Origin of the sequence: Halodesulfovibrio sp. (genome assembly GCF_015482765.1) — a bacterium.
Taxonomy (GTDB): Bacteria; Desulfobacterota; Desulfovibrionia; order Desulfovibrionales; family Desulfovibrionaceae; genus Halodesulfovibrio.
This window is the reverse complement of sequence record NZ_JADMLB010000069.1, coordinates 1-23,842: the sequence shown is the minus strand read 5'-3', so window position 1 is coordinate 23,842 and position 23,842 is coordinate 1. Positions and strand designations below refer to the sequence as shown.

The 23,842-nt window shown below is 45.1% G+C and carries 25 protein-coding genes and 1 tRNA gene; 15 read left to right on the top strand and 11 right to left on the bottom strand.

What is annotated here, in order from left to right; genetic code table 11:
* Positions 1 to 4 precede the first annotated feature (4 nt).
* From QZY95_RS12955 to QZY95_RS12920, 8 genes are all read right to left on the bottom strand, one after another.
* Entirely contained in the window at positions 5 to 445 is a 441-nt protein-coding gene (locus tag QZY95_RS12955) for a hypothetical protein (protein ID WP_290924185.1), read from the bottom strand.
* Entirely contained in the window at positions 438 to 1,403 is a 966-nt protein-coding gene (locus tag QZY95_RS12950) for a 4Fe-4S dicluster domain-containing protein (protein ID WP_290924183.1), read from the bottom strand. Before QZY95_RS12950 ends, QZY95_RS12955 begins: the two co-directional genes overlap by 8 nt.
* A gap of 183 nt (positions 1,404 to 1,586) precedes the next feature.
* Positions 1,587 to 1,742 (bottom strand): DUF1508 domain-containing protein, encoded by a 156-nt coding sequence (locus tag QZY95_RS12945; protein WP_290924181.1) that lies wholly within the window; start codon positions 1,740 to 1,742, stop codon positions 1,587 to 1,589.
* Positions 1,743 to 1,888: 146 nt separating this feature from the next.
* A tRNA-Ala gene (locus QZY95_RS12940) sits at positions 1,889 to 1,964 on the bottom strand.
* A 270-nt stretch (positions 1,965 to 2,234) separates the two neighbouring features.
* Positions 2,235 to 2,696 carry a hypothetical protein gene (locus QZY95_RS12935; RefSeq protein ID WP_290924179.1) on the bottom strand — a complete coding sequence of 154 codons (462 nt, stop codon included), beginning with the start codon at positions 2,694 to 2,696 and terminating at the stop codon, positions 2,235 to 2,237.
* Positions 2,697 to 2,725: 29 nt separating this feature from the next.
* On the bottom strand, positions 2,726 to 4,294 hold the full coding sequence (locus tag QZY95_RS12930) for a DEAD/DEAH box helicase (protein ID WP_290924177.1): 1,569 nt from the start codon (positions 4,292 to 4,294) through the stop codon (positions 2,726 to 2,728).
* 118 nt (positions 4,295 to 4,412) lie between these two features.
* Positions 4,413 to 5,057, bottom strand: coding sequence for a precorrin-8X methylmutase (locus QZY95_RS12925; protein ID WP_290924175.1), 645 nt, complete (start codon positions 5,055 to 5,057; stop codon positions 4,413 to 4,415).
* The gene (locus QZY95_RS12920) at positions 5,050 to 6,441 is read right to left on the bottom strand and encodes a cobyrinate a,c-diamide synthase (protein WP_290924173.1); all 1,392 of its coding nucleotides are present in this window, start codon (positions 6,439 to 6,441) and stop codon (positions 5,050 to 5,052) included. The genes QZY95_RS12925 and QZY95_RS12920 overlap by 8 nt, the downstream gene beginning before the upstream one ends.
* A 916-nt stretch (positions 6,442 to 7,357) precedes the next feature.
* Between QZY95_RS12920 and QZY95_RS12915 the strand changes: the two genes are divergently transcribed.
* Positions 7,358 to 7,744 carry a MucR family transcriptional regulator gene (locus QZY95_RS12915; protein ID WP_290924171.1) on the top strand — a complete coding sequence of 129 codons (387 nt, stop codon included), beginning with the start codon at positions 7,358 to 7,360 and terminating at the stop codon, positions 7,742 to 7,744.
* 206 nt (positions 7,745 to 7,950) lie between these two features.
* On the opposite strand, the gene QZY95_RS12910 is transcribed toward QZY95_RS12915, so the two are convergent.
* Positions 7,951 to 8,481: a chemotaxis protein CheW gene (locus QZY95_RS12910; protein WP_290924169.1), complete on the bottom strand. Its 531-nt coding sequence runs from the start codon at positions 8,479 to 8,481 to the stop codon at positions 7,951 to 7,953.
* 324 nt (positions 8,482 to 8,805) lie between these two features.
* Between QZY95_RS12910 and QZY95_RS12905 the strand changes: the two genes are divergently transcribed.
* The 9 genes from QZY95_RS12905 (at position 8,806) to QZY95_RS12865 (ending at position 17,652) form a co-directional block, all read left to right on the top strand.
* Entirely contained in the window at positions 8,806 to 9,207 is a 402-nt protein-coding gene (locus tag QZY95_RS12905; protein ID WP_290924167.1) for a cytochrome c3 family protein, read from the top strand.
* A gap of 9 nt (positions 9,208 to 9,216) precedes the next feature.
* The gene (locus QZY95_RS12900; protein WP_290924164.1) at positions 9,217 to 10,413 is read left to right on the top strand and encodes a 4Fe-4S dicluster domain-containing protein; all 1,197 of its coding nucleotides are present in this window, start codon (positions 9,217 to 9,219) and stop codon (positions 10,411 to 10,413) included.
* An 8-nt stretch (positions 10,414 to 10,421) separates the two neighbouring features.
* Complete coding sequence (locus QZY95_RS12895) at positions 10,422 to 11,381, top strand: RnfABCDGE type electron transport complex subunit D (protein ID WP_290924162.1); 960 nt, start codon at positions 10,422 to 10,424, stop codon at positions 11,379 to 11,381.
* Between the two features lie 3 nt (positions 11,382 to 11,384).
* Positions 11,385 to 11,966 (top strand): RnfABCDGE type electron transport complex subunit G, encoded by a 582-nt coding sequence (rnfG, locus tag QZY95_RS12890; RefSeq protein WP_290924160.1) that lies wholly within the window; start codon positions 11,385 to 11,387, stop codon positions 11,964 to 11,966.
* Between the two features lie 51 nt (positions 11,967 to 12,017).
* Positions 12,018 to 12,689 carry an electron transport complex subunit E gene (locus tag QZY95_RS12885; protein WP_290924158.1) on the top strand — a complete coding sequence of 224 codons (672 nt, stop codon included), beginning with the start codon at positions 12,018 to 12,020 and terminating at the stop codon, positions 12,687 to 12,689.
* A 16-nt stretch (positions 12,690 to 12,705) separates the two neighbouring features.
* Positions 12,706 to 13,281 carry an RnfABCDGE type electron transport complex subunit A gene (locus QZY95_RS12880; RefSeq protein ID WP_290924156.1) on the top strand — a complete coding sequence of 192 codons (576 nt, stop codon included), beginning with the start codon at positions 12,706 to 12,708 and terminating at the stop codon, positions 13,279 to 13,281.
* A 56-nt stretch (positions 13,282 to 13,337) separates the two neighbouring features.
* Positions 13,338 to 14,240, top strand: a complete 903-nt coding sequence (gene rnfB, locus QZY95_RS12875) for an RnfABCDGE type electron transport complex subunit B (RefSeq protein ID WP_290924154.1) — start codon at positions 13,338 to 13,340, stop codon at positions 14,238 to 14,240.
* Between the two features lie 14 nt (positions 14,241 to 14,254).
* Positions 14,255 to 15,265 (top strand): FAD:protein FMN transferase, encoded by a 1,011-nt coding sequence (locus tag QZY95_RS12870; protein WP_290924152.1) that lies wholly within the window; start codon positions 14,255 to 14,257, stop codon positions 15,263 to 15,265.
* Positions 15,266 to 15,942: 677 nt separating this feature from the next.
* A complete protein-coding gene (locus QZY95_RS12865) occupies positions 15,943 to 17,652 on the top strand; it encodes an FAD-dependent oxidoreductase (RefSeq protein WP_290924150.1) in 1,710 nt (569 codons plus the stop codon).
* 244 nt (positions 17,653 to 17,896) lie between these two features.
* Here QZY95_RS12865 and QZY95_RS12860 read toward each other — a convergent pair whose 3' ends face one another.
* The gene (locus QZY95_RS12860; RefSeq protein WP_290924148.1) at positions 17,897 to 18,802 is read right to left on the bottom strand and encodes a M23 family metallopeptidase; all 906 of its coding nucleotides are present in this window, start codon (positions 18,800 to 18,802) and stop codon (positions 17,897 to 17,899) included.
* 50 nt (positions 18,803 to 18,852) lie between these two features.
* Positions 18,853 to 19,605, bottom strand: a complete 753-nt coding sequence (locus QZY95_RS12855; protein WP_290924146.1) for a tRNA 2-thiocytidine biosynthesis TtcA family protein — start codon at positions 19,603 to 19,605, stop codon at positions 18,853 to 18,855.
* A 440-nt stretch (positions 19,606 to 20,045) separates the two neighbouring features.
* On the opposite strand from QZY95_RS12855, the gene QZY95_RS12850 reads away from it, so the two are divergent.
* The 5 genes from QZY95_RS12850 (at position 20,046) to QZY95_RS12830 (ending at position 23,787) form a co-directional block, all read left to right on the top strand.
* Positions 20,046 to 21,359, top strand: a complete 1,314-nt coding sequence (locus QZY95_RS12850) for a DUF4340 domain-containing protein (protein ID WP_290924144.1) — start codon at positions 20,046 to 20,048, stop codon at positions 21,357 to 21,359.
* A 51-nt stretch (positions 21,360 to 21,410) separates the two neighbouring features.
* Positions 21,411 to 21,635, top strand: coding sequence for a DNA-directed RNA polymerase subunit omega (gene rpoZ / locus QZY95_RS12845; RefSeq protein WP_290924142.1), 225 nt, complete (start codon positions 21,411 to 21,413; stop codon positions 21,633 to 21,635).
* A gap of 5 nt (positions 21,636 to 21,640) precedes the next feature.
* Complete coding sequence (gene dnaJ, locus QZY95_RS12840; RefSeq protein ID WP_290924140.1) at positions 21,641 to 22,762, top strand: molecular chaperone DnaJ; 1,122 nt, start codon at positions 21,641 to 21,643, stop codon at positions 22,760 to 22,762.
* Positions 22,762 to 23,244: a cyclic pyranopterin monophosphate synthase MoaC gene (moaC, locus tag QZY95_RS12835; RefSeq protein ID WP_290924139.1), complete on the top strand. Its 483-nt coding sequence runs from the start codon at positions 22,762 to 22,764 to the stop codon at positions 23,242 to 23,244. The genes dnaJ and moaC overlap by 1 nt, the downstream gene beginning before the upstream one ends.
* Before the next feature lie 153 nt (positions 23,245 to 23,397).
* Positions 23,398 to 23,787, top strand: coding sequence for a transcriptional repressor (locus QZY95_RS12830; protein WP_290924137.1), 390 nt, complete (start codon positions 23,398 to 23,400; stop codon positions 23,785 to 23,787).
* The last annotated feature ends 55 nt before the right edge of the window (positions 23,788 to 23,842 follow it).

The following is a 23,842-nucleotide window of genomic DNA, read 5'->3' as shown; positions in this document are numbered from 1 at the left end:
TTGGTTATTCCCTTACGCGTAAGTAGGGTCGCTTTCCTGTCAGCAAGCTCCATAACGCCACCACTCCAAAAAGAAATGCAAAGAAGAGGTGCGTCCAGTCAATGAGCATTATGACCGGAGGAGAGAAATGAACATCCGGTAAATTTTTAATCACACGAACATACCCAGTCACAATAAGTAACGCCAACAGCGTAATCCGAATCCAACCTGTTGATGTTACCTTACCTCGCTCTGTTATCCATATCGTGATAAACCATGCTGCCAGAAAAATAAAAAGCGCGGCAGCTGCGTAATGAATCCAGTGTACTATATATGGCTCACCCAACCAGCCAAGCCCTGGAATATCCGCTACATAATACCTTTTAAAAATAGGCATCTGCCCCATTCCGGTTATTCCCAATAACACGAGTACGGGAGTCCAGAGCTTTAACAAAAGATTAGTCATACCTCTTTCCCTTTCGAATATCAGAAACAACTTTAATAACACCAGCTGCAAACCCTGCAAGAGGAGCAGCTATCAACGCGGAAGTCAGAGTTTCTTCGTTTGCCATCGAATTTTCAACAGCAGCAAGATGCGGTTTACCTTTTCCTTTTTCAACAACAAGATCCAAAGCTTCGAAAGGTACAGGAGAAACATACACAGTGTTGGTTCCACCATTTTCATTCAATCCATACAAATAGCCGTCCATTTCTAGAGCCAAGCCTTTTGCATACCGTATCATCTCACTGCGAGGACCTATTGTCTGAACACCTTCGGGACACGCATCAATGCAAGCAGGCAAGGAGCCTTCCGCTACCTTGTCATAACACCGATCACATTTGAGCATTGTGCCATTACCGGCAAAACGTGGAAGTAAGTCCAAATACAAGCCGGCTCCGCTTTGTCGTTGAGGAATATGCCAAGGGCAGACAGTACGACACTTTGCACCGCCAAGACAAATATCCTCATCAATACGAACAGTGCCTGAATGCTCTTTTCGAGCTGCTCCCCAAGGGCACAAATTTGCACACGGGGGATTAATACAATGCAAACACCTTCGAGGAATGTGAAGTTCATACTCTTTGCCGCGATGTTCAACTTCTGCACTTTGTATATACAGCCAGTTGTAAGGCGTTAACCGATCATCAATATCTTTTTTATCTGACCAGTCTTCAACTTTAACACGGGGGGGAAACATTTTAGGAATCGGCTTTTTTACCTTTGGAAATTTGTGCGCATTTGTCTCCTTACAAGCAGCAACGCACTCACCGCATCCAATACATTTCGAAATATCAAGAACAGTCATCAACTCTTCTGAAAACCCAGAACCTTGGGCATCTCGACTGGACACAGCGGAAGCACAGATGGCAACACCTGCCGTTTTAAAAAAAGAACGCCTTGAAATTGAAGGGATTTTCTTCATTTTGACACCTGAATAATTGAAAACATATGTGCCACACCATCTTGTGGAACACATTTTACATACGCAAAGCACTAACTACGAAAGTATGTAAAAGCGTCTGATAATCACAGGTATCTTACAATGATCTAGATTAAGACCAGAGAGATTGAACATAAGATATTCGCCAGCGTAGAAGGTGCAAATCTACGGCACATACCCATATTCTATAGCGTGCGCCAAACATTCACGCTTTTCCAAAAAACCTCTGGGAGAGGCAGCGATAAGCTTTCCATCGGCATCTTTTCTGCGCCAGCGCCATTCATCAGCATAGTCTTTATAAAAATCCCACTTTTCGCCCATCCCTTCCTCCAACAAGATACCTCCCTTTGTTATACGGGATACAGTTACGGAAGAAATGATATGCAGGGACATGACTACGCCGAGGGACATGTTCAAAAGACACAAAAAAAGGCTTACAGAAAATCTGTAAGCCTTAACAAGCAATGTGGTGGAGCTAAACGGGGTTGAACCGATGACCTCTTGACTGCCAGTCAAGCGCTCTCCCAACTGAGCTATAGCCCCACATCGTGTGAAGACGGTGTTTATCGAATAGCGGACGTTTTTGTCAACATGAAAAGCACAAAAAAGCTGAAAAGAGCTAAAATAACCTTAAAAACATCATGAGTGTCAAAAAAATAGCATAAAAAAATTAAGCCTTCGCCTGGGGTGCCGATAAGATTTGTAACTAAAGACGTTTTACTACCTATGGGGTAACCTCCCAAAAAAAAGGCGACCAGTTGCGAGGTCGCCTTTTTTTGGATCTATTGTACGGTATCCAATTGAAATATAATGCTAGTTCGAAATAAGCTTTTGAAAAATAACGTTGTACGTAGAACGGATCGATAAAGCCAGTTTGAGCGTAATATACTCTTTTCTATCAGAATCACTGATCAATTGTTCAGTTAAAAAGTCTGCAACATTAGAAAAGTTTTTCGTTCCTTGCTCCGCAAGCAAGGTATTATACACTTCCACGCTACGGTAGAGCATTGTAGCATTTCCGGTCGAATCCGTTTCCAGCTTTTTCTCTTTACAATAGCTGGAAAAATACAATTCATAATCTTCTGGGAAAGATTGCTTTAGCGCCAGCTTCCACAACGCATAAAATAATGCTGTCATTTCATGCTTCGCCTTCTTCTTACGAAGAAAGTTAAACCTCCCAAACTCAAAAACCATGAGTTCGTTGCTTACGTCGTATGTATCAAGCAGTGCATCAAAGTTGTCGAATAAATCGGATTCAGAATACGTCGTCTGCACTAATTGCACCATCCTGTAAGAGGTAAATTCTATTGCTGTTCAGTGCGCTTTTGAGCGGGCTTTCTGCGCCTTGGACGAGTATGGCGTCGTTGTTGTCCGCTTTTCTTGCGCTGGCCTTTCTGACCATCACCAGTCTGCTGCGCTTTTTTTGCTTCCGGAGCTGGAGGCGGCGTATGCAATGTCTGCTGATAAAGCTCATCTAAAAGTTGAGCAGCCAGAAGAAGCTGTTCGTCATCTTGTGCAAGTTCTTTAAGAAGAGGAACAAATCGTTTCATACGTTCCTTCTCAAGACCTGTTTTCCCACGCAACCGCCCTTCAAGCATAGCGGTGAGACGAAGCCCCGCAACACCGGCAACATCTTCATCTGTAGGCGTTTCACGTTCCTGAAGAGAAATTTTATAGTAGTTACCTATGCGCTCAAGCTCCAGCTTCTGCATGATATCTACAAGTGAAATAACTTCACCACTGGCACCGGCACGGCCTGTTCTCCCCGCACGGTGAATATATGATTCACGATCTTCAGGCGGCTCATACAGAATCACATGAGAAAGTTCTGGAATATCAATTCCTCGTGCTGCAACATCTGTTGCTACAAGAAAACGAACCCTTCCTTCACGCAGTTTTTTCAATACACGCTCACGCTTCGACTGAGATAAATCTGCGGAAAGTTCATCTGCATCATATCCGAAGCCTTTAAGTACAGCTGTGACGTAATGCACATTTGCTTTGGTATTACAGAAGATAATTGCTGAAGATGGATTTTCAACCTCAAGCACACGAACAAGAACACGGTCTTTATCCATAGGCTTTGCGTTGTAAAAAACATGTGGAGTATCAACAACGTGCACCTGCTGATGAGAAAGGCTCAGCATAGACGGCTTGTGCATAAACTCGCCGGCAAGCTGAATAACCCGTGGAGGGTATGTCGCAGAAAGCAGGAATGTTGAACGATTACGTGGAAGATACCCTTTGATTTCAACCATATCAGGATAGAAACCAATGGAAAGCATTCTATCTGCTTCATCAAAAACAAGAATACGTGTTTTTGAAAGATTTAATGTATGACGAATAAGATGATCAAGAACACGCCCCGGTGTGCCGATAACAACATGTGCGCCGCTATTAAGCTTATCAACCTGCTTCCCGTAACCAACACCACCGTAAACTGCGCAAGAAGTAATGCCTGTATCTTTAAAAAGAGTTTCAGCTTCATACTCAACCTGCAACGCAAGTTCACGAGTTGGTACAAGTACCAGCATCTGTGTATAACTTTTCGATGTATCGACCCGCTCAAGAGCCGGAAGCAAGTATGTTCCGGTTTTACCGCTGCCGGTTCGGGACTGCACCATAATGTCTCTACGGGCAAGCTCGTATGGAATGGCATGAGCCTGAACAGGCATCAACTTATTCCATCCGGCTCGGGTACAGGCTTCACGAATGGTTTCCGGAAGTTCATCCAGAGTAATCGGCGGCAGGGCATCTTCAGGTTCTGTAATGCCAGTAATCTCTGCTGCAATTCTATCAGCAGGATCTACAAATTTCTTTTCATTACTAGGGGCATCGCTCGAACCGTTATTATTACGGGGGTCATCTGTCATTTTTCATCCTATCAGTCAAAGACTGTCATTAGCAAAAGTCAAAACTCCACAGATCACTATAGCAACTGTAGTGATTTACTGCAACTTGCTGAAAAAACGGTTAATAAAAAATAGAGATCTATGAGGCGGCGAGTATCGCCAAAGCATTCACTGTAGCGGCTGCAAGTGGCGAACCACCTTTTCGTCCGCGAATGGTTATATAAGGAACACTAGATTGTGCAAGAAGTATTTCTTTGGATTCAGCAGCATTAACAAAGCCTACAGGCATTCCTACAATAAGTGCAGGAGCAGTTCCGCCGTTCTCCAAATGCTGCATAAGACGAATAAGTGCGGTGGGAGCATTACCAATAGCTATAATAGAACCGCCAATCTCTGGAGCGGCTGCATCCATAGCAGCTTTTGCTCTTGTCGATCCTGTTTTCTGAGCTTGTTCGACAACATCGGGACGATTAAGCAAACACTGAGTAGAACAACCAAATGGTGTTGTTCTACGCACAGGAATACCTGAACGTGCCATCTCGGTATCTGTAAAAATAGTACAACCACTCTTGATTGCGTTGACACCAGCTTCAATCGCGTCTGCATGAAACATGATATGATTCAAAAGATCAAAATCAGCAGTCGTATGAATTAAACGCCTTGCTATTGTCCATTCGTGACCGGAGAACGGGCGTGGTTCTGGTACTTCGCTGTCAATAATTTCAAAAGACCGCTGTTCTATATTCCCGGGGGAAAAATATGGCTGCAATGAAGTCTTAGTCATGAATATTCCTTGTACTTAAACACGCTTTAACAATTTCCCCGGCAAGCTCCGGTTGTGAAGCAAAATGCAGATGTACATATGAGCCGACAGTGTTGTGCGTAACATAGCCGGACGTTGATGTTTTGTTTCCCTTACGGTCTGTCACTGAATACAATGCGCCACTGTCAGATTCTTCTCCAACATAGGAGTAATGAAATTCGTGACCACGGGCTGTCATGCCGGCCGATCCAAGTATAGAGTCTTCAGTTGTAACCACTTCACGATACCCGAGAGCTCTATGGCGCTTGTCCATTGTACAATGCAAATTAAACACACCGCACATTGGAAATGTTCCGGTATCAGTCGTAATATCTTTCGCCAGAAACATAAATCCACCACATTCGGCATAAACTGGCTTACCTGAAAAAGCAAAGTTTCGGATAGCTGAACGTATAGAACCGTTAAGACTTAACCGCTCTGCATACAGCTCAGGGTATCCGCCGGGCAAATATACCCCGTCAATGGATTCGGGTAATCTTTGATCATTAAGCGGTGAAAAAAAGACAATTTCTGCTCCCGCTTCCTCAAGCAAGCGAAGGTTGTCGGGATAACAAAAACTAAACGCAGTATCACGGGCAACGGCAATCCGCACCTTGCTACCAATGTCAGAACTGCGGTGAATTTTCTGTGAAAGGAACAAAGACTGCTCAGGAAGTCGGGATAACAGCTGCTCAAAGTCAATATGCGCATCTGCCCAGTCAGCCAAAGCAGTAATACGCTCAGGGGAGACAATACCTTCTTCAGCTGTCACCAATCCTAAATGCCGCGAAGGAAGAGTGAGAGCCTCATTACGAGACATGTAACCAGCCACATAAATATCAGGGCAATACGTCTGCATCGCTTCACGCACTAGCGAAATATGGTTGGGAGAACCAACTCTGTTAGCAATGCACCCTGCAAAAGTAATGTCAGGATCAAGGGTTGTAAAGCCATGCGCGATTGCAGCAAATGACCGAGCCATGGAGCGGCCGTCTATAACTAACAAAACTTGCGCCTGTAACCACTTCGCTATCTGTGCTGTGGAACCGGCATCTGAGCTTCCACTTGCGCCGTCGAAGAGCCCCATCACCCCTTCTACTACTGCAATATCAGGCTTCTCCTCAGTTGAATTCATTGCTGTTACAAATGAATTTACACATGCCTCTTGCGACAACATCCACCCATCTAGATTGATACTGGCATTTCCAGTCACCGCTCTATGAAGTCCCGGATCAATAAAATCCGGCCCGCACTTAAATGGCTGAACCTTTAAACCTCGTCGAGTCAGTGCAGCCATAACAGCAAGACTTACCAACGTTTTTCCGCTGCCGCTCTGTGTTCCGCCAATAACTATGGTTTTAGCCATTTATGCAGTTCTCCTTGAGGTGTTACAATAAGCTGAAAAAGGTATTTCTGATAAAAATAACTGCACATGTATCATAAGCTACAACGTTCGCGAAAAATAGAGAGAATATAACGATCATATAAAAATTGATTTCCCGCATTACATTTTTTTTCAATACAATCTCAATGGATTGTGATGAAAAACAAAAGATTTGAACTACAAACTAGTGCGATAAAAAGAAATCCATAAAAAGTTTCTTACTTTGTAACTGCTTACTTTTTTAAAACAAAACGCCACAAATACATAATGCTATGTATCATCAATCAATCTCTCTGCAAAATGTTTCAAGTAAAAAAACATGTTATGTTACTACCTTCAACATCATCTTCTTGAAAATTTAAGTATACAGATGTGTTTCTCCTTCTTTCTTTATCAATTTGCTATATGCATGAACATATTTCTACAAAAAGTAACAATCTGATAACTCCAGCTGTTATGCTTCATTTTCAATAGAAAAAATATCTAACCATCCAGCAGATTAATTTTAATAGGAAAAAACATTTACTCTTACTGATTATTATCAAAATGCATAAGAATTTGAAAAGTGATCAAAATTATAGATATCACTCTTCCTCCCGATAGCGTCCTACCTACACAATTTACAGTATTTGTACATTTACGATAGTTGAAAAATGTAATTTGTATACGGTAGTATTATAAAAAAAACTGCAAAAAATTCTATTGTGTGCATATGCAGTTCTGTAGTATATCTTCAGTGCATTTAACATGAGTTTATTAGTGCTTAAGTACGATTTAGTAGTTTTCTTATGCCGACATATAAATAGATAATTCGTGCTTCAGCGATACTATTTTAAATATTTTTTCATTTTCTGGGTATAATACTTGTTCATTTAATGGATAGGAGGGGTAGTTTTACATGGAAAGTTATTTGAAGGAAGCTCTGGAAATTGTCAAAGCACAAGCTAGTGTAAGGACAATGACAGAAGAAGAAATCACAACAATGGTTCGTAAGCTTGCCGGGGGAATTAAGGAAATTAGTGCAAGCTGCGCAGTTGATGATGATTCAGCAAGTAAAATGATTGATCCTAAAAAGGCGATTAAGGAAAAATCTATTACATGTGTTGAGTGTGGAAAATCCTTTAAAATATTAACCAAAAAGCATCTTGCAACACACGGACTTACACCAGAAGAGTACCGTGCTCGTTGTGGATACAAGAAAAACACTCCGCTGGTGTGTAAATCTCTCCAGCGTGAGCGTCGTAAAAAGATGAAAGATATGCGACTGTGGGAACGCAGAGCATAACACGCGTCTTAAGGCATAAAAAAAGGGTCGTTGACCCTTTTTTTATGCCTTCTATTTTATGGCCTTAACAAAGCAGTTCTGAAGTACCGATAAAATCAAATAAAAAAGAAATGCAGTCCTAAAAAAGCAACATGCAATATCTCCGCAATGCTTTTAAAGCGATCCACAGAAAAAAACACGGCTCATATTAATACAATAATCTTGTATTAAGTAAGTTCCGCTTTCGTAAACAGCGTTGCCTCATTAATAAGCCGGATACGAACCCCCGCCCTGTACAGCTCTTCACTTACAAACTTTCGGATTGCTTCACGCGACTGAGTGTAGACAGCTGAATTTTGCCCTAATTGACTACTTTTCGAAGAATTAGAGCTGAACGGGATATTCTTTCGCTTAATAGTTTCTGCATGCTTGAACTGAACTATTTTACCAAATCTCTCAACAAGTAAAGCCAGTTGCATTGTTTCACCATCAATATTAACATTAACTATGATTGCCGGATGGTGAACGCGGATCGATGGTGCAGCAAGACATAGTTTTTTGCTGATATCAAGCACGGGAATTGTTTCAGAGCCATAGGTAAGAATACCCGCCATAAAAGCGGGAGCCTTCGGAACTCTGGTAATATGTTCGGGATAAACAACCTCGTGCAAAAGATGCAGCGGCAGGCCGAATGTTTCGGAGCCGGCAGAAAAAGTAAATATTTTTTTAAACGCCTGTGAACTGGTCTGAGTAAGCATATTTTACACCGTATATTTCTTTGAAGTGTAGGTGTTGTATCGTAGTTTTGGTGCTTTGAAAACAAGTAGCTTTTTTCAGTAACAGTATGAAACAACAATAAATTCTTTTGAAAAACTCATTGAAAAACGATTACATATTGATTTGATTGAGAAACCAAACAAAAGAACTTTGATAGTCATAACATACCGTTATTTTTCCTGAACACAAGGCGCCGTGAGCCTTTTCAAAAATGGAAAAATGTTCTAGTTAAAAGGCGCCAACAGACTATCTCTTCCCCCTTACTCGGTCGGTCGGGTTTAACACCAGTATCAGGAAGGTGTGCCTTGCCAACGAGATACTTTCCAATCGCAATTCTCACTGCGATTCTAATTGCCGTTGCATGCTACGGCTTTTTGCGTCCCGCAGAAACTGCGGCCGTTCCTATGCGTGTGCTGTTAGACAACAGCGCAGGTATGGTCGTGTTTGACCATGCCAAACACGTAGACGATTACGGCGTGGAATGTGAGACCTGCCATCATGAACTTCTTGATGAAGCTGATGAAGACGGGAACATTCCTGAAGACGCAGAGCCTATACCATGTAGCGACTGTCACTCTAAAGTTTCCGATGATCCGGATGTACCTAACTTGATGGATGCTTATCATCAATCTTGTATGGGTTGTCATGAAGAAATCGAAGTCGGTCCTTATACTAAAGACCAGTGTAACCAGTGTCATTTCAAATAGGGATGTCTTATGAATAAGAATATTTTCATTCTGACTCATGGGGACACAGGAGCATTTGAGACTGGTTCAGTTCCTTTCGAAGTGCGTATCCCCCTTAATGGACATGGTAAAAAATCGGTAAAGAAAAAAGCTGAAGTATACCCGGGCCTTCTTGTGGCAGACCACAAGAACGCAAAAATCGGTGATATGCATTGCGGCATTACCGGTGTTGTAACCGAAGTTTCTGACAGCTATGTCATCGTCAAAGCACAAGACCTTGCTGCTCCTGCTGAAGGTGAAGAGCCAAAACCGACAAGCGTTGATCCTGTTTCTCTCGATGCCCTTGAAGGCGAAGAATTACAGGCAGCTCTTAAAGGTCTTGGTGTGGATATCCGTCCACTTATCAAACGCTGTGAGCTGCTCATTATCAATGCATTGAATCCCGAACCGGGAATTACCTATGCAGAAAGCATGCTTGTGCACGCGAAAGGAACTATCAATGCCGGCATGGAAATGCTCAAACGCCTGTCTCCTGCCACACGATCAGTTGTAGCTTTGCCTACAGGTTCCAATGCAGCTTTTGACGATTCCGACATTGCTTTTATCAACCCTCAATATCCAAACAGTCTTAATGAACTCGTTGTTGCCAATATTACCGGCAAAGAGAGCATGAAAGGTGTAAACGTTATTGATCTACACACACTCTATAACCTTGGTGCTGTTGCTGAAAGCGGTATGCCGCTTACACACACCGTGGTTTGTGTAGAAGGCAAAAATATTGTTGCAGCAATCGGAACTCCTGTAGGTGCTTTACTCAAGGACGCTTCCATTGAAGTGGCTGACGGTGACACCGTGATTATGGGTGGTCCAATGCGAGGCGTTGCCACAGGCGATCTGAATAAAGGTATCAGTAAAGAGACAAATGCACTTTTTGTAATGCCTTCCGGTGCAACTGCACCAATCTCGGATCACGCCTGCTTCAGCTGCGGTGCTTGTATTCAGCATTGTCCTTCGCGTATTCAGCCGAACATGATTTCCCGCTACGTAGAATTCAACGAGCTTGACTTCTGCCGTCAGGAAAACATCAGTGCCTGTATGGAATGCGGTCTCTGCACATATTACTGTCCAGCTCGCCGTCCGATGCTCCAATACATCCGTCTTGGAAAACACAAAATAGCCCTTGAAGAAGCACAGGTCACCGCTTGTGCTCTGCAGGTTGAAGAGTAGGGGATATTATGGCGAAACAATCTTTGCCCACCGCTCCATTCCTGAAGGTTGCCTCCGCACCGCATATGCATTGCGGCACTTCCATCAAGGGAATGATGACAACTATATTATTGGCATTGCTTCCGGCTGCCGTCGGTGCAATTTATTGGTACGGCATGGAAGCAGTACGGGTTATGGCACTTTCCATAGCCACTGCAGTTATCGTTGAAGCTCTTTGTTCCAAAATCATGGAAAAAGAAATTCGCATAGACGATTTTCATGCCGTCGTAACCGGTTTACTGTTTGCGTTCATCCTTCCGGCAGGTGCCGAATGGTGGCTGGTAGTAGCCGGCTCTGCAGCAACCATGGTTTTAGGTAAAATGCTCTGGGGTAACTTCGGTGGCGCACCTATCTGTGCAATCGCAGTCGGCTGGGCATTCTGCACAGTATCATGGCCTCTGCAAATGAATATTGATGCAACAATGCTGAACACCACGCTGGTTAACCCGCTTTCCCAGCTTAAGTACTTCGGCATGGACGCAATAGCAGACGCGTCAATGAAAGAATACCTCATGGGCAATCAATTAGGTGCACTTGGTGCTGTTCAAGTCGGAGCACTCCTTCTTGGCGGTATCGCACTGCTCGTCCGTAAGGTTATTACTTGGGAAATTCCTGTAGCCACTGTTGCTGCAGTTCTTATTGTCGGCGGCATCTACTACTCAATTGATCCTGAACTCTATGCGAACCCATTGTTCCATTTGTTCACCGGCTCTACAATGCTTGCTATTTTCTTCCTGCTGCCGGACTTTACCTCTTCGCCTAATACGCGCGGTGGTAAAATTGTTTTCGGACTTATGGCCGGTTTCCTTATCATACTCATTCGCACATACGGTCAGTACCCTGACGGTGTTCTCTTTGCGGTTCTTCTTGCAAATATGATCACTCCGCTTTGTGATATGATTAAGCCTAAACCGTTCGGAGCGAGGTAAGCTATGCGTGAAATCTTAAAGATGATCGTTGTGTTAACCTGCATCAGTGGTATCTCAGGCTTCGCGTTATCTTCTCTCAAGCAGATGACAGCACCGACCATTGAATTGCAGTTGCTTACATTCGTACAAGGCCCTTCCTTAAAACAGGTACTGCCTGACTATACGAATGACCCTGTGCAGGAACGTAAAAAGTTCACAAACCCTCTTACCGACAAGCCGGTAAACGTATTCCCTCTCAAAGTAGACGGCGAACTGAAAGCTGTTGCTATTGAAGGCTTCGGTGGCGGCTACGGTGACAACATCGGCGTAATGGTCGGGTTTGATCCAGCTGACAACAAGCTTGTGGGTATCGGCATTACCACAATGAAAGAAACCCCGGGACTGGGTACCCGCATTGCTGAACCGGATTTCCGAGCTCAGTTCAGCGGCATCTCAGAGAATGAGGCTAAATTAAAGTCTCAAGGTGGTGTGATTGACGCCCTTTCCGGCGCAACCATTTCTTCCGGTGGTACTGTGGCTGCGGTTCAAGATGCCGGTAAAATCTACGGTGCCTTGAAAGAAGAGATTCTGCAGGCCTTCAAATAAGGCTTCAGAATAATGTGAACGCGCTTTCCTGCGCGATTTGAGGAGGAAAATATGGCCGGCATGTGGAAAGAGTTTTCCAAAGGCTTGTGGGCGGAGCTTCCACCGTTCCGACTCCTGCTTGGTCTGTGTCCGACTCTTGCGGTTACAACCACAGCAGAAAACGGTTTCGGTATGGGGATGGCGGTAGTGTTCGTTATCACCCTGTCCAGTTTTATTGTTTCGTTGATACGCAAGATCATACCTAAAAAAGTTCGTATTGCCTGTTACATTACCGTTGCTGCATCGCTTGTAGTAGCTGTAGAACTGCTGATGCAGGCATACGCTTATCCATTATATCAGCAGCTTGGTATCTTTGTACCGCTGATTGTTGTTAACTGCCTTATTCTCGGCAGGGCAGAAGCATTTGCAGGAAAAAACCCTGTGCATCTGGCTGTTGCTGACGGCCTGGGAATGGGACTCGGCTTTACCCTGTCTCTTACCTTCCTCGGCGCAGTTCGAGAATTGTTCGGTACCGGTTCTGTCTTCGGCATGGAAATCATGGGCGCCTCTTTTGAGCCTGTGAAATTCATGGTTGCAGCTCCCGGCGCTTTTGTCGCTCTCGGTCTTATCCTTGCGGGTATGAACTACTTGAGCATTGTCCAGGCTAAACGTCGTGGTGAGCCTGCTCCGGAAAACCCATCTACAGGTTGCCACGCTTGCCGCGCCTGTGCAGGCCGCAAGTAACAGGAGGTAGTATAGTATGGAATATTTCCTGATGTTTATCTCCGCGATCTTTGTTAACAACATCGTTCTTGCTCAATATCTGGGGCAGTGCCCGTACCTTGGTTGTTCCAAGGAAAAAGGGGTGTCTCTGGGCATGGGCGGCGCGGTTATCTTTGTTATGGTTATTGCAACCCCGTTGACTTGGCTCATTCAGGAGTTTGTACTTCTGCCGCTTGATCTCGGGTACTTGCAGACCATCATGTTTATTCTTGTTATCGCTTCACTCGTACAGCTCGTTGAGATGTTCCTGAAGAAATCTATTCCACCGCTTTACAACGCGCTGGGTATTTTCCTTCCCCTCATCACAACAAACTGCGCAGTGCTTGGTGTAGCAATTCTGGTTCAGCGTAAAGAATTCGATCTGGGGCTCTCAATGTTCTATGCATTTGCTTCCGGATTAGGTTTCCTGCTTGCACTTGTTTTGCTTGCCGCCATTCGCGAACGACTGGAAGTGACCCATCTGCCAAAGTCCATGCAGGGTGTTCCTGCAGCTCTGGTAATGGCTGGTATCATGTCTCTGTCCTTCATGGCCTTTAAAGGCATGATCTCCTAGTACAGAGGTATATACATGAGACTCCCATTGAGGGATAAACCAACAAGGATAGCATTATGGTTTTAACATCTGTCCTTTCATTGCTAGCTCTGGGCTTTTTCTGTGCGGTTGTGCTTTCAGCAGCATCCCGTGTCTTCTATGTAGAAGAGGACCCAAGAGTAGAGGCAATTTGCGAAGCACTTCCGGGTGCTAACTGCGGTGGTTGCGGCTATGCTGGCTGTGAAGCCTACGCTATTGCCGTAATTACTGACCCAGACGTTTCTGCCGGTCTGTGTTGTGCAGGCGGTGCGGAAGTTTCTATTGCAGTTGCAGAACTCTCAGGCAAATCTGCCGGTAGCGATGATCCGGAAATCTCCTTCCGCCGCTGTGTGAAGGATGAAGGTAAAGTTCAAAAGAAATTCGAGTATCAGGGTGTTATGTCCTGTACAGCAGCCGGCCTACTTGAAGACGGCGCTGATGCTTGTAAATACTCCTGTCTTGGCTATGGAGACTGCGTTAAAGCATGTCCGTTTGATGCCATGTACATCGAGAACGATTTGGTTGTAATTGATCCGGACAAATGCGTTGCTTGCGGTGCTTGCATTAACGTTTGTCCAAACCAAGTTCTCGAAATGATTCCACGCCGCGCACGCGTTCAGGTTTACTGCTCCACAAAGGACAAAATGAAAGCTGTTATGAATGTGTGTGAAGCTGGTTGTATCAACTGCATGAAGTGCGTGAAGAAATGTCCTGCAAAAGCCATTTCCCACGTTGACGGTCAAATCCGAATCGATCAGGCTGCATGTCTTGCATACGGTCCTGATTGTGAAGAAGCATGTGTTGATGCCTGTCCGCGTGACATCCTGCGTTTGATGTGCCCTGTCGGTATTTCTGCCAAGGCACAGGAAGCAGCTGCCGCCAAACAAGCTGCTGAAGCTGCGCAAGCCGCTGAAGCAGAAAAGCCACAGACTAACGCCTAATAGGAGCGAAGACTATGACTACATCTCGTCGACAGTTCCTGCAGGCTTGCGGTGTGCTCGGTCTTGGTGCCGCTGTCTCCGGCGTGCCAGCAGTAGCGTCTGCCGCCCGTGTGGGTAAAGACTACAAAGTGCAGGAAACCCGCTTCTTAATGGGAACCGTTGTTACCATAACTGCTCTGCATCCATCCAAACAACTTGGAGAGGAAGCTATCGGCCGCAGTTTTGAAGAAATGGTTCGCCTTGAAGCCCTGCTCAGCCGATACAAAAACGATTCACCGGTTTCTGTTTTAAACAGAGACGGACGTCTCTCAGGCATTCCTCAGGAACTTGCAGAGGTCGTTCGCAATGCGCGCTTGATCAGTAAGCTTTCTGACAATGCTTTTGACGTCACCATCAAACCAGTTGTGGATCTTTTCACTGAAAAAGCAAACCGCAACGGCGAAATGAAACTCTCAAAAGCAGAATTCAAAGAAGCACTTGCTCTTGTTGATGCTAGCTCCCTTATTCAGAAACGTGACTCCATCCGCCTTAATCGTGAAGGTATGGGCGTAACGCTTGACGGTATCGCAAAAGGTTTCATTGTTGATAAAGCATCCGCAGTACTCGCAGCTTACGGTGCCAAAAATCACATGATTAATGCTGGTGGCGACATCCGCACAATGGGTGAAAAAGCCGGAAGCAAGCCATGGGTTGTTGCCGTTCAAGACCCGGATAAAAATGGAAATTACCCGGCTGTTATTCAAATGAATACCGGTGCGTTGGCTACATCTGGTGGCTACGAAGTGTTCTATGACAAGAACCATATGTACCACCACCTTGTAAGCCCGCAGTCTGGGATGAGTCCGAATAACGTTGCATCAGTCTCAGTCATGGCACCAAGTGTTATGGAAGCAGATGCTCTTGCAACAGCTGCTTTTATCATGCAAACACACCGTGGTCTTCAGTTCATTGAAGGACTTAACGGACGTGAAGCACTCTTTGTTACCAAAAACGGTATGAAAGCAAGCACCACCCATTTCGGATAAACCGACCTCATACAAACAACAAAAGATGCCAGCTTAACAAGCTGGCATCTTTCTTTTCTCCACCACACGCTCCTACCTTCAAAATAATCCGTAAAATAGTAGCCGGAACAGCATGGTATAATTATATCTCAGACGGGTTTGTTTGAAGACCAACAAAGTTCTCAGGAACAACTCTTTTGACAGAAGCAGAATTGTAGTTACTACTCTTGATGTGCATCAATGAAAGCCTGAAAGGCATCGTGTAAGAGTTGGAACCGGCAAAGTTGTGTTCCTGTAAGGACATGAGTATCAATATGATTGGCAAATATCCTACTTTGTTGGTAGCATATAACAAGCATACAAACACTGCTTGCAAAAAAAGCAAAACATGCTAGTCCTACCCACACGCGATACGACCCTGTCGTATCAGCCTGTATATGCACCATCAATAACGAAGGTGAGCACGTACAGACACACACTTGTCCTTTTGATTTGCTAAAGGACAAAACGCCGTAACGGCGCAGCGGTTACTAATTAGCTTTTTACTAACCTGCTGCTATACGGGGTGTTCAGCTGCATCAGCGAGCACGTATTAACTGATTTGTTTCTTTTTATTTTTACAGTAAATTGTGCGACAGACAGTTCATTGTGAGAGCGAGCCTGCCGCCGACTTACACATCTTTTGCGGAGGATGTCTTATGTCTAAGCACGTAATTGTTATTGGTGCTGTTGCCCTTGGTCCAAAAGCTGCCTGTCGTTACAAACGTCTTTGTCCAGACGCAAAAGTAACAATGATCGATCAGGCTCCGCGTATTTCCTACGGCGGTTGCGGCATCCCTTACTTTGTTTCCGGTGAAGTAAACACCGTAGTAGACCTTCAGTCTACTCCGTACCATATTGTTCGCGACGCTGCGTTCTTCAAACAGAACAAAGACGTTGATGTTCTTGTTAACACCCGCGCTACTTCTATTGACCGCGAAGCCAAAACAGTTTCTATCGAAAACGTTATGACCGGTGAAAAAGAAGTTCTTTCTTACGATGAACTCGTAATCGCAACCGGCTCCAAACCTAATATGCCTCCATTTGAAGGCATAAACCTTAAAGGTATCACACCTGCAACCAACCTCGAAGAAGCTGAAGTTATCAAAAACGCTGTTGCTAACGGTGAAGTTAACAACGCTGTAGTTGTTGGTGCAGGCTTCATCGGCCTTGAAATGGCTGTTGCATTTGCTGATATGTGGGGTATCAACACAAGTGTTGTAGAGCTTCAGAGTCAAGTTCTTCCTGGTTTCATGCCTAAGTCTTTGGCAAAAATGGCTCAGGCAGACCTCGAAAACAACGATGTTAACGTATATCTTGACGAATCTGTTGTTCGCTTTGAGGGCAAAGACGGCAAGGTTGCTAAAGTTATCACTAACAAGCGCGAAATCGAAGCAGACCTTGTTATTCTTGCTGTCGGTGTTTCTCCAAACACCGATATCGCTGTTGAAGCAGGTATCGAATGCGACAAACGCGGTGCTATCATCGTTAACGACCACTTCCAGACTTCTGATCCAGCAATTTACTCCGGTGGTGACTGCGTAACCATCCCTAACCTCGTAACCGGAAAACGCGGTTTCTACCCACTCGGCTCAATGGCTAACCGTCAGGGTCGTATCATCGGTACAAACCTCGCTGGTGGTGACGCAAGCATGGCTGGCGGTATCGGCAGCTGGTGCGTAAAACTCTTTGAAATGTCTTGCAGCGGTGCCGGCCTTACCCTTGAACAGGCTCTTGCTAACGATTTCGACGCAATCTCCGTTCACGTAGAACAGATGGACAGAGCACACTTCTTCCCTGAAAAAGCTCTTATGTCTCTTCAGATCGTTGTTGACCGTCCTTCCCGCCGTATCCTCGGCATGCAGGGTATGAACGAATTCGGCGACGCACTGACTGCACGTATTAACGCAGTTGTGCCACTTATTTCTTCTCACGCAACCATCGACGATGTATCCAACCTCGAAGTTGTTTACTCTCCGCCGTTCTCCTCTGCTATGGATATCGTAAACGCAGTAGCAAACGTTGCTGATAACGTACTCGCAGGTCAGAACAAATACATGGATCCAGCAGACTTTGAAACTTGCTGGGCTGAGCGCGACTGCGGCGATTACTACTTTATTGATACCCGCCTTGCCGGTGGTGCAAAAGATATGTGCGAAGCACATCCTGAACACTGGCACAACATTCCTAACGAAGAAATTGCTGAACGCATCAGTGAAATTCCAAAGGACAAAGAGGTTATCATGATCTGCAATACCGGTCTTCGCTCATACGAAGCTATGCTTCTGGCGTCAGAACTCGGTATTGAAAACATTAAAGCTTCTGCTGGTGGCATGGGCGCTCAGAAAAAACTGAACGCTAAAATCTAGCCTCTATCAGTCGATTATTGCTGTTAAGCCTCGGGCAACACATGTTGCCCGAGGCTTTCTTCTTATCAAAACGTAACACAAACCCTTTCTATTGTTGTGCACTAAGCCGCGCACTAACAATATCGCATAAGGCTCACCACTACTCCGCTAATGCAGCAATTGCCGTAATATTCCGCCCACGGGCAGACAACGCACATAAAAAAAGAGCCGCCCCTCAGGGGACGACTCTTTAACGTATGCAATCTTAGTTCAAAATAAATTTCTTTGGGTTTAACGCCACGCCGTTCAGTTTTACTTCATAATGAAGGTGAGGGCCTGTAGAACGTCCTGTGTTACCCATGTAACCAATCAATTCTCCGCGCTTAACTTTCTGCCCCTTCTTAACCACATATCGCTTCATATGAGCGTACCGAGTAATTACTCCCGCTCCGTGGTTAATCATCATGTTGATACCGTATCCACCACCGGAACCGGTAAATGATACTCGCCCGTTCGCAGTAGCATAAATAGGGGTACCAATTCTGTTCGCGATATCGATCCCCTTATGAAAGTCTTTACGACCTGTAAAAGGAGATCTTCGAGTACCGAACGGCGATGCAATCCAACCCTCAGTCGGCCAGATAGATGGCGTAGCAGCCAGTAATCGCTGATTTTTACGGAAGGTCTGAATTAGCTCCTGCTGGTTAACCTCTTCGAGACGAACTTCTGTATTAAGATCTTTCAAAAAGCTATGAATCTTACGCGCAAGCAACTCCTGCCTGTGAATCGGCAGGTAATTATCAGCAAAATCTTTGGTCTTTGCCCCACCTACAGCTGTGGCAGTATCACCCTGATCTTTATCCAGATTAATCATAATACGCAATTTGGTATCAAACTGCTGAACACGCTGTAGGTCTTTTTGAACAATACGTAATTTATCTACCATACTTAAAATCTGACTGTTCTGTTCAGAAATAGTTTTTTCTGATTCAGCAAGCCCGTGAGCAAGAGTCTGAGATTGATGGTAGAACTTCCACAAGTAAAGGTTACCTGCGGTTAACGAAAGAATAAGCAGAAAGACACCGGCAAAAAACCAGCCACGTAAGCTTACTTTTTTGCAATGTCCCTGATTGTCCTTGAAGACAACAACGTGATAACGATTAAACAGCATATTATCTTTCGAATACTCGGAAGTTAGGGTGAAAAAAATAATTTTCGAGGTTACTTCTCTTTAGAGTCAAGTGTCAAGCCGAGCTGCCATCTGGAAAGTCCGTTAAAAACGTTTTGCTTCAGGTTCTTATACTTGCCTGCGAGCTCCCAGAAGTCATCCATTACATCCTTTCTGCGAGAATCAAACGCTGAGGGGCATGGATTATCCCACAATGGAAGCTCCCACTGCTTAACGCACTTTCTAATAACATCCTTTTTAACCATAAGTAACGGTCGGATAACAGCAAGATCGCCACCAAAGAAATCTTCTTTAATTGACATTCCTCGAACGCTGCCGCCCTCATATAAATTCATAAGGAAGGTTCCGACCAAATCGTCAGCATTGTGACCAAATGCAAGATGTGTCAGCTTGTACTGTTTACACAGTTCAAAAAGTCGCGTTCTGCGCTTCATAGCACAATAAAAACACGGTGAGTTATTGCGGTTAACATCCGAATGTGCGTCTGGGCCGTCAGTCGTTGTTTCTATATGATAGGGAATTCCGTGCTCAACAAGCCATGGGGCAAGAGGTGCATGACAGGTATGATCAAACCCCGGATTAATGTGCAGCGCCATCATCTCAAAAGTAAACGGCACTATTTTCTGACGGTGCAGCAAAGTGCGCATCAGCACCCAGCTATCCATACCGCCCGACATCGCAACACCAATCCGTGCCCCGGGGTGGATCATCTCTGTTTGCTGCATCAACTTGCCAGCACTTCCGATGCATTGCTTCTGGACATAGGTTAATTTTTCTTTTGCCATCACTAACTCCCGACCAGCTCATGGCTAAAAACATGCATTGTGCAGATACATGAGCCGTGCTGTGCAAGCTGGTCTTTTTTTCTCAAGATTACCTATAATACGTGCGGTAATAATGTAATCAACGCACAGAAGGATGTAGAGGCATTAACAGGCTGGTGCTGCATACTGCAAGCACGATTTCCCATCCTCTATGATGGACTGAAAATAAAAAAAGAAAGGGGCTGTAATGACAGGCGGCTAGAACAGTTGTCCTAAAAACCTTTTGACATATTGACAGACATTATACTGCGAAGTATACTGCAAAGCTTGCCGGATAGTCTGCATTTTTTTTATTACCTTCATCAGCAGGGAACACTCTGCCAATGCAGACAGGCACAATATTGCGATGATGGCGATGGTTCCAAACGTTATCATTAACTAAACCGTCAGATCGGTTGTTTATGAAAAGAACACTACTAGTAGCTATTGCTCTGCTCCTCCTGTCTGCCGGAGTTGTAGCAGGAGTACAAAAATATCAGCGCACTAACTCATCGCGCGTGAGCAATGCTTCTTGGTTTACACAACCATCTGAGGTTGTAGAGAAGATTGATCTACTTAATAACAGCGGCCATTTTTCTTTTATCAGGGAAAAGGGACGCTGGTTTGTTTTGTTTAATGGAAAAAAATGTCTTGCCCGCCAAGATGTTATTGAACTGTTATTCACAAAACTACGTGAAATGCCTCCGCAAAATTGTGCGGAAGTCGAGCCTCAAAAGATACTCGATTATGGTCTGGACAACCCGAAAATCCGGATTACTTTATCTGGCAAAGACCTCTGGCATCTCGGAATTGGACGCTCCGCAGTAAGCGGCGAAGTCTTTTATGCTCGCAGAGGCGATGGACAGGTCTGCATGGTAACCCCAGAAGTGGTTTCCCTTATAGATCAGCCCGTTGCCACTTTTATTGATTCCCGACTTGTTGCTATACCTTCCGACAGCATCACAAAAATCCGGATGCAAGGAGAAGACACAGGAACTTGGGAATTTGAACGGACTGATAACGGATTTACCTTTTCATATCCTGAAGCTCTTATGAAGCACGCGGTAAACCAGAACTCAGCCGAATTATTCATACACACGCTTGTAACTGGCGGGGCATCCTGCGAGTCAGCTGAAACGCTGCTCGGTGCCGTTGCTGATTTTTCTATTTCTGTATGGCAGGAAGGCTCGTCGGAGCCGACAACACTTGTTATTTTTAAACGAGATGAAGAAACTGGCAGTTTTAAAGCTAAAGACAGCCGGCAGCCTGAGCCTATCAAACTTTCTGAAGGCCTTGTTAAACAGCTTAAAACTACAGCTTTCGCCTTGCAGGAAAAACCAATTTTCGACGTGAATGTCGGGGAAGCAGTTAAACAAACTCTTACCCGCATTGACGGCAAACAAGTTCGAAATATTACCATCACCAAGACCGCGGAAGGATGGGTCGACGACCTGACCAATCGTGAACTTACAGGGATGGATTTGTTTATTTGGCGACTTGGTGAAATGCAGTATCAAAGCCTGCCGGTTCGAAATCGACCGGAAAGTGCCCTGCTTTCATTAAGTTGGAATATTTACGCAGCGGAAGGCATTCCGCTTGTTGAATTGTATTTCTATTCCGACCCTGAACTTCCTGAAGGAATTTGTTGGGTTCGGCTACAAAGGGAAAGTGTGTGGTACCCCGTTTCGAGCCAGCTGTTGCGGGACTTACGGGCGCGCCTTCCTTTTACTCAGTAACATTTTTGTTGAAAAAACGGCACAGCCGCATTCATACATAAGGAGTCCTCAATGGCCCGCATTACAGTAGAAGACTGTCAGGAACGTGTAGACAACCGTTTCCTTCTTGTTCAGATGGCAATTAAACGTGTTCACCAGTTCCGTGAAGGCTACGAGCCTCTCGTAGACAGTAAAAACAAAGAAGTTGTTACTGCCCTTCGTGAAATCGCTGCCGGTAAAGTACTTGCTGATGGCGTGGACATGAAGATTAATTACGAACAGGATAACGCTGAATAGTTCCTATGAGCCAGAGAGATTATTACGAGGTACTCGGGGTTTCCCGATCATCCTCTGCAGATGAGATCAAACGCGCGTACCGCAAAAAAGCTATGGAGTTTCATCCGGACAGGAACCCGGACAACCCTGAAGCTGAGCAGAAATTCAAGGAAGCTTCCCAGGCCTACGAAGTTTTGCATGATGCGGAAAAACGCAGCCGCTATGACCAGTTCGGTCATGCCGGCGTGGATGGCAACGGCTTTGGTGGCTTCAATAACGCAGAAGATATCTTCGGCTCTTTTGGCGATATCTTTGGCGACTTCTTCGGCTTCAATATGGGTGGAGGCTCTCGTGGCCCCCGCGCTCAAGCCGGTGCAGACTTACGTTACAACCTGACTGTTTCTTTCCGTCAGGCTGCACACGGTGACGAAGTCACTTTAAAAATTCCTAAGAATGTCGTTTGTGATGAGTGTGACGGCTCCGGCGCTGCTCCGGGTTCTTCTGTCGAAACATGTAATCACTGTCATGGCTCAGGCCAAGTTCGCCAGAGTCAGGGACCGTTCTCAATATCCCGACCTTGTCCGGTTTGTGGCGGCTCAGGGCAGATAATCCCTAACCCATGTCCAAAATGTCGTGGTGTAGGAATTGTCAAAGAAACCAAAGAGCTGCAAGTTAAAGTTCCTGCCGGCGTTGATACTGGCAACCGTCTCCGTCTTCGTGGTGAAGGTGAACCGGGCGTTCACGGTGGCCCTCCGGGCGACCTGTATGTCGTGCTAACTGTTGAAGAAGATAAAACCTTTGAACGTCAGGGCCAACACCTGATCATCAGCAAAGAAATCTCCTTCGTACAGGCCGCGTTAGGTGACAAAATTGAAGTGCCTACACTTGACGAGCCAATCACCATGGATATTCCGAAAGGAACTCAAAGTGGTGAAGTATTCCGCATGAAAGGATACGGCTTGCCAAACCTCGGTTACGGCGCTTCTCAGGGTGATTTAATGGTAGAAATTATCGTTAAAACCCCTACTAAGCTCTCCAAACGCCAAGAAGAGCTGCTTCAAGAATTTGCGGAACTTGAAGAAGATAAACCGCTTTCCAAAGTTAAGAAAATGTTCAAGAAAGCCGGAAAAGCAATGGGAGTGGATTAATGGACGAGAAGAGTTTTTCCCACATGGATACAGATGGCTCCATCACTATGGTGGATGTAGGCGACAAGGATGACACCCGCCGAACCGCAATTGTACGGACTGTGGTTGAAGTCTCTTCAAACACCCTTGATCTGCTTCTCCGTCAGGCACTGCCAAAAGGTGACGTGCTGACGACTGCAAAAGTAGCCGGTATTCAGGCTGCAAAACGCACATGGGAACTTATCCCCTTGTGTCATCCGCTCTTTTTGAGCTATGTTGACGTACGCTTTGAAATCAAAGAAGCACAGAACGCTATTCATATTGAGGCTGAAGCCCGCACCACATCTCAAACTGGTGTAGAAATGGAAGCCCTCATGGCAGCTCAGACTGCTGCTATGACCATTTATGACATGTGCAAAGCTGTGCAGAAAGATATTATCATCCGCGATTGTCGTCTTGTATATAAGGCCGGCGGCAAGAGTGGCGTGTTTCAGGCCGAATAATTGTACTGGACACAGGACAAAGAGTTAAAGCCCTTGCGTTGAGCAAGGGCTTTTTCTTTGTAAGTCAGTACACTAAATATTATGTGAATGGTTGTTGACATCCCTATGATAAGACGATAGTAAAAACTATTACTATTAACAGGGGGTGCACCTATGGCTGTACAGACTCGTATGACCAAGCAGCGCAAAGTCATTTTGGAAGAGCTCTGCAAGGTTACTACTCATCCGACAGCAGACGAAGTGTACGACATGGTCAGACAGCGGTTGCCGCGCATTAGTCTGGGCACAGTGTACCGTAACCTTGATGTACTTGCAGAGAGCGGAGATATTCTCAAGCTCGAACATGCAGGATCACAGAAAAGGTTTGACGGTAATACAAACCCTCATGCTCATGTCCGTTGCAGCATTTGTGGTAAAGTTGGTGACGTAATGAACGCAGAGTACATTGCCTCAGCTCAGGGTGCGATCGCCCCCGGCTTTACTATCCATGCCGCATATATTGAGTTTGAAGGTGTATGCGACGCTTGCCAAACACACAACTAGTGCACATTCCGCAGGGTAGATGAGAAATCGTCTACCCTTTTTTTATGGAACAAAA

Excerpts from the sequence above, each read along its gene's own strand:
- QZY95_RS12910 (WP_290924169.1), bottom strand. The coding sequence starts at position 8,481 with ATGCTTACTCAGACCAGTTCACAGGCGTTTAAAAAAATATTTACTTTT.
- QZY95_RS12885 (WP_290924158.1), top strand. The coding sequence starts at position 12,018 with ATGGCCGGCATGTGGAAAGAGTTTTCCAAAGGCTTGTGGGCGGAGCTT.
- QZY95_RS12870 (WP_290924152.1), top strand. The coding sequence starts at position 14,255 with ATGACTACATCTCGTCGACAGTTCCTGCAGGCTTGCGGTGTGCTCGGT.
- moaC (WP_290924139.1), top strand. The coding sequence starts at position 22,762 with ATGGACGAGAAGAGTTTTTCCCACATGGATACAGATGGCTCCATCACT.
- QZY95_RS12930 (WP_290924177.1), bottom strand. The coding sequence starts at position 4,294 with ATGACAGATGACCCCCGTAATAATAACGGTTCGAGCGATGCCCCTAGT.
- QZY95_RS12830 (WP_290924137.1), top strand. The coding sequence starts at position 23,398 with ATGGCTGTACAGACTCGTATGACCAAGCAGCGCAAAGTCATTTTGGAA.
- QZY95_RS12925 (WP_290924175.1), bottom strand. The coding sequence starts at position 5,057 with ATGACTAAGACTTCATTGCAGCCATATTTTTCCCCCGGGAATATAGAA.
- QZY95_RS12955 (WP_290924185.1), bottom strand. The coding sequence starts at position 445 with ATGACTAATCTTTTGTTAAAGCTCTGGACTCCCGTACTCGTGTTATTG.
- rpoZ (WP_290924142.1), top strand. The coding sequence starts at position 21,411 with ATGGCCCGCATTACAGTAGAAGACTGTCAGGAACGTGTAGACAACCGT.
- QZY95_RS12880 (WP_290924156.1), top strand. The coding sequence starts at position 12,706 with ATGGAATATTTCCTGATGTTTATCTCCGCGATCTTTGTTAACAACATC.
- QZY95_RS12900 (WP_290924164.1), top strand. The coding sequence starts at position 9,217 with ATGAATAAGAATATTTTCATTCTGACTCATGGGGACACAGGAGCATTT.
- QZY95_RS12850 (WP_290924144.1), top strand. The coding sequence starts at position 20,046 with ATGAAAAGAACACTACTAGTAGCTATTGCTCTGCTCCTCCTGTCTGCC.
- QZY95_RS12865 (WP_290924150.1), top strand. The coding sequence starts at position 15,943 with ATGTCTAAGCACGTAATTGTTATTGGTGCTGTTGCCCTTGGTCCAAAA.
- rnfB (WP_290924154.1), top strand. The coding sequence starts at position 13,338 with ATGGTTTTAACATCTGTCCTTTCATTGCTAGCTCTGGGCTTTTTCTGT.
- QZY95_RS12895 (WP_290924162.1), top strand. The coding sequence starts at position 10,422 with ATGGCGAAACAATCTTTGCCCACCGCTCCATTCCTGAAGGTTGCCTCC.
- QZY95_RS12920 (WP_290924173.1), bottom strand. The coding sequence starts at position 6,441 with ATGGCTAAAACCATAGTTATTGGCGGAACACAGAGCGGCAGCGGAAAA.
- QZY95_RS12915 (WP_290924171.1), top strand. The coding sequence starts at position 7,358 with ATGGAAAGTTATTTGAAGGAAGCTCTGGAAATTGTCAAAGCACAAGCT.
- QZY95_RS12950 (WP_290924183.1), bottom strand. The coding sequence starts at position 1,403 with ATGAAGAAAATCCCTTCAATTTCAAGGCGTTCTTTTTTTAAAACGGCA.
- dnaJ (WP_290924140.1), top strand. The coding sequence starts at position 21,641 with ATGAGCCAGAGAGATTATTACGAGGTACTCGGGGTTTCCCGATCATCC.
- rnfG (WP_290924160.1), top strand. The coding sequence starts at position 11,385 with ATGCGTGAAATCTTAAAGATGATCGTTGTGTTAACCTGCATCAGTGGT.
- QZY95_RS12855 (WP_290924146.1), bottom strand. The coding sequence starts at position 19,605 with ATGGCAAAAGAAAAATTAACCTATGTCCAGAAGCAATGCATCGGAAGT.
- QZY95_RS12860 (WP_290924148.1), bottom strand. The coding sequence starts at position 18,802 with ATGCTGTTTAATCGTTATCACGTTGTTGTCTTCAAGGACAATCAGGGA.
- QZY95_RS12945 (WP_290924181.1), bottom strand. The coding sequence starts at position 1,742 with ATGGGCGAAAAGTGGGATTTTTATAAAGACTATGCTGATGAATGGCGC.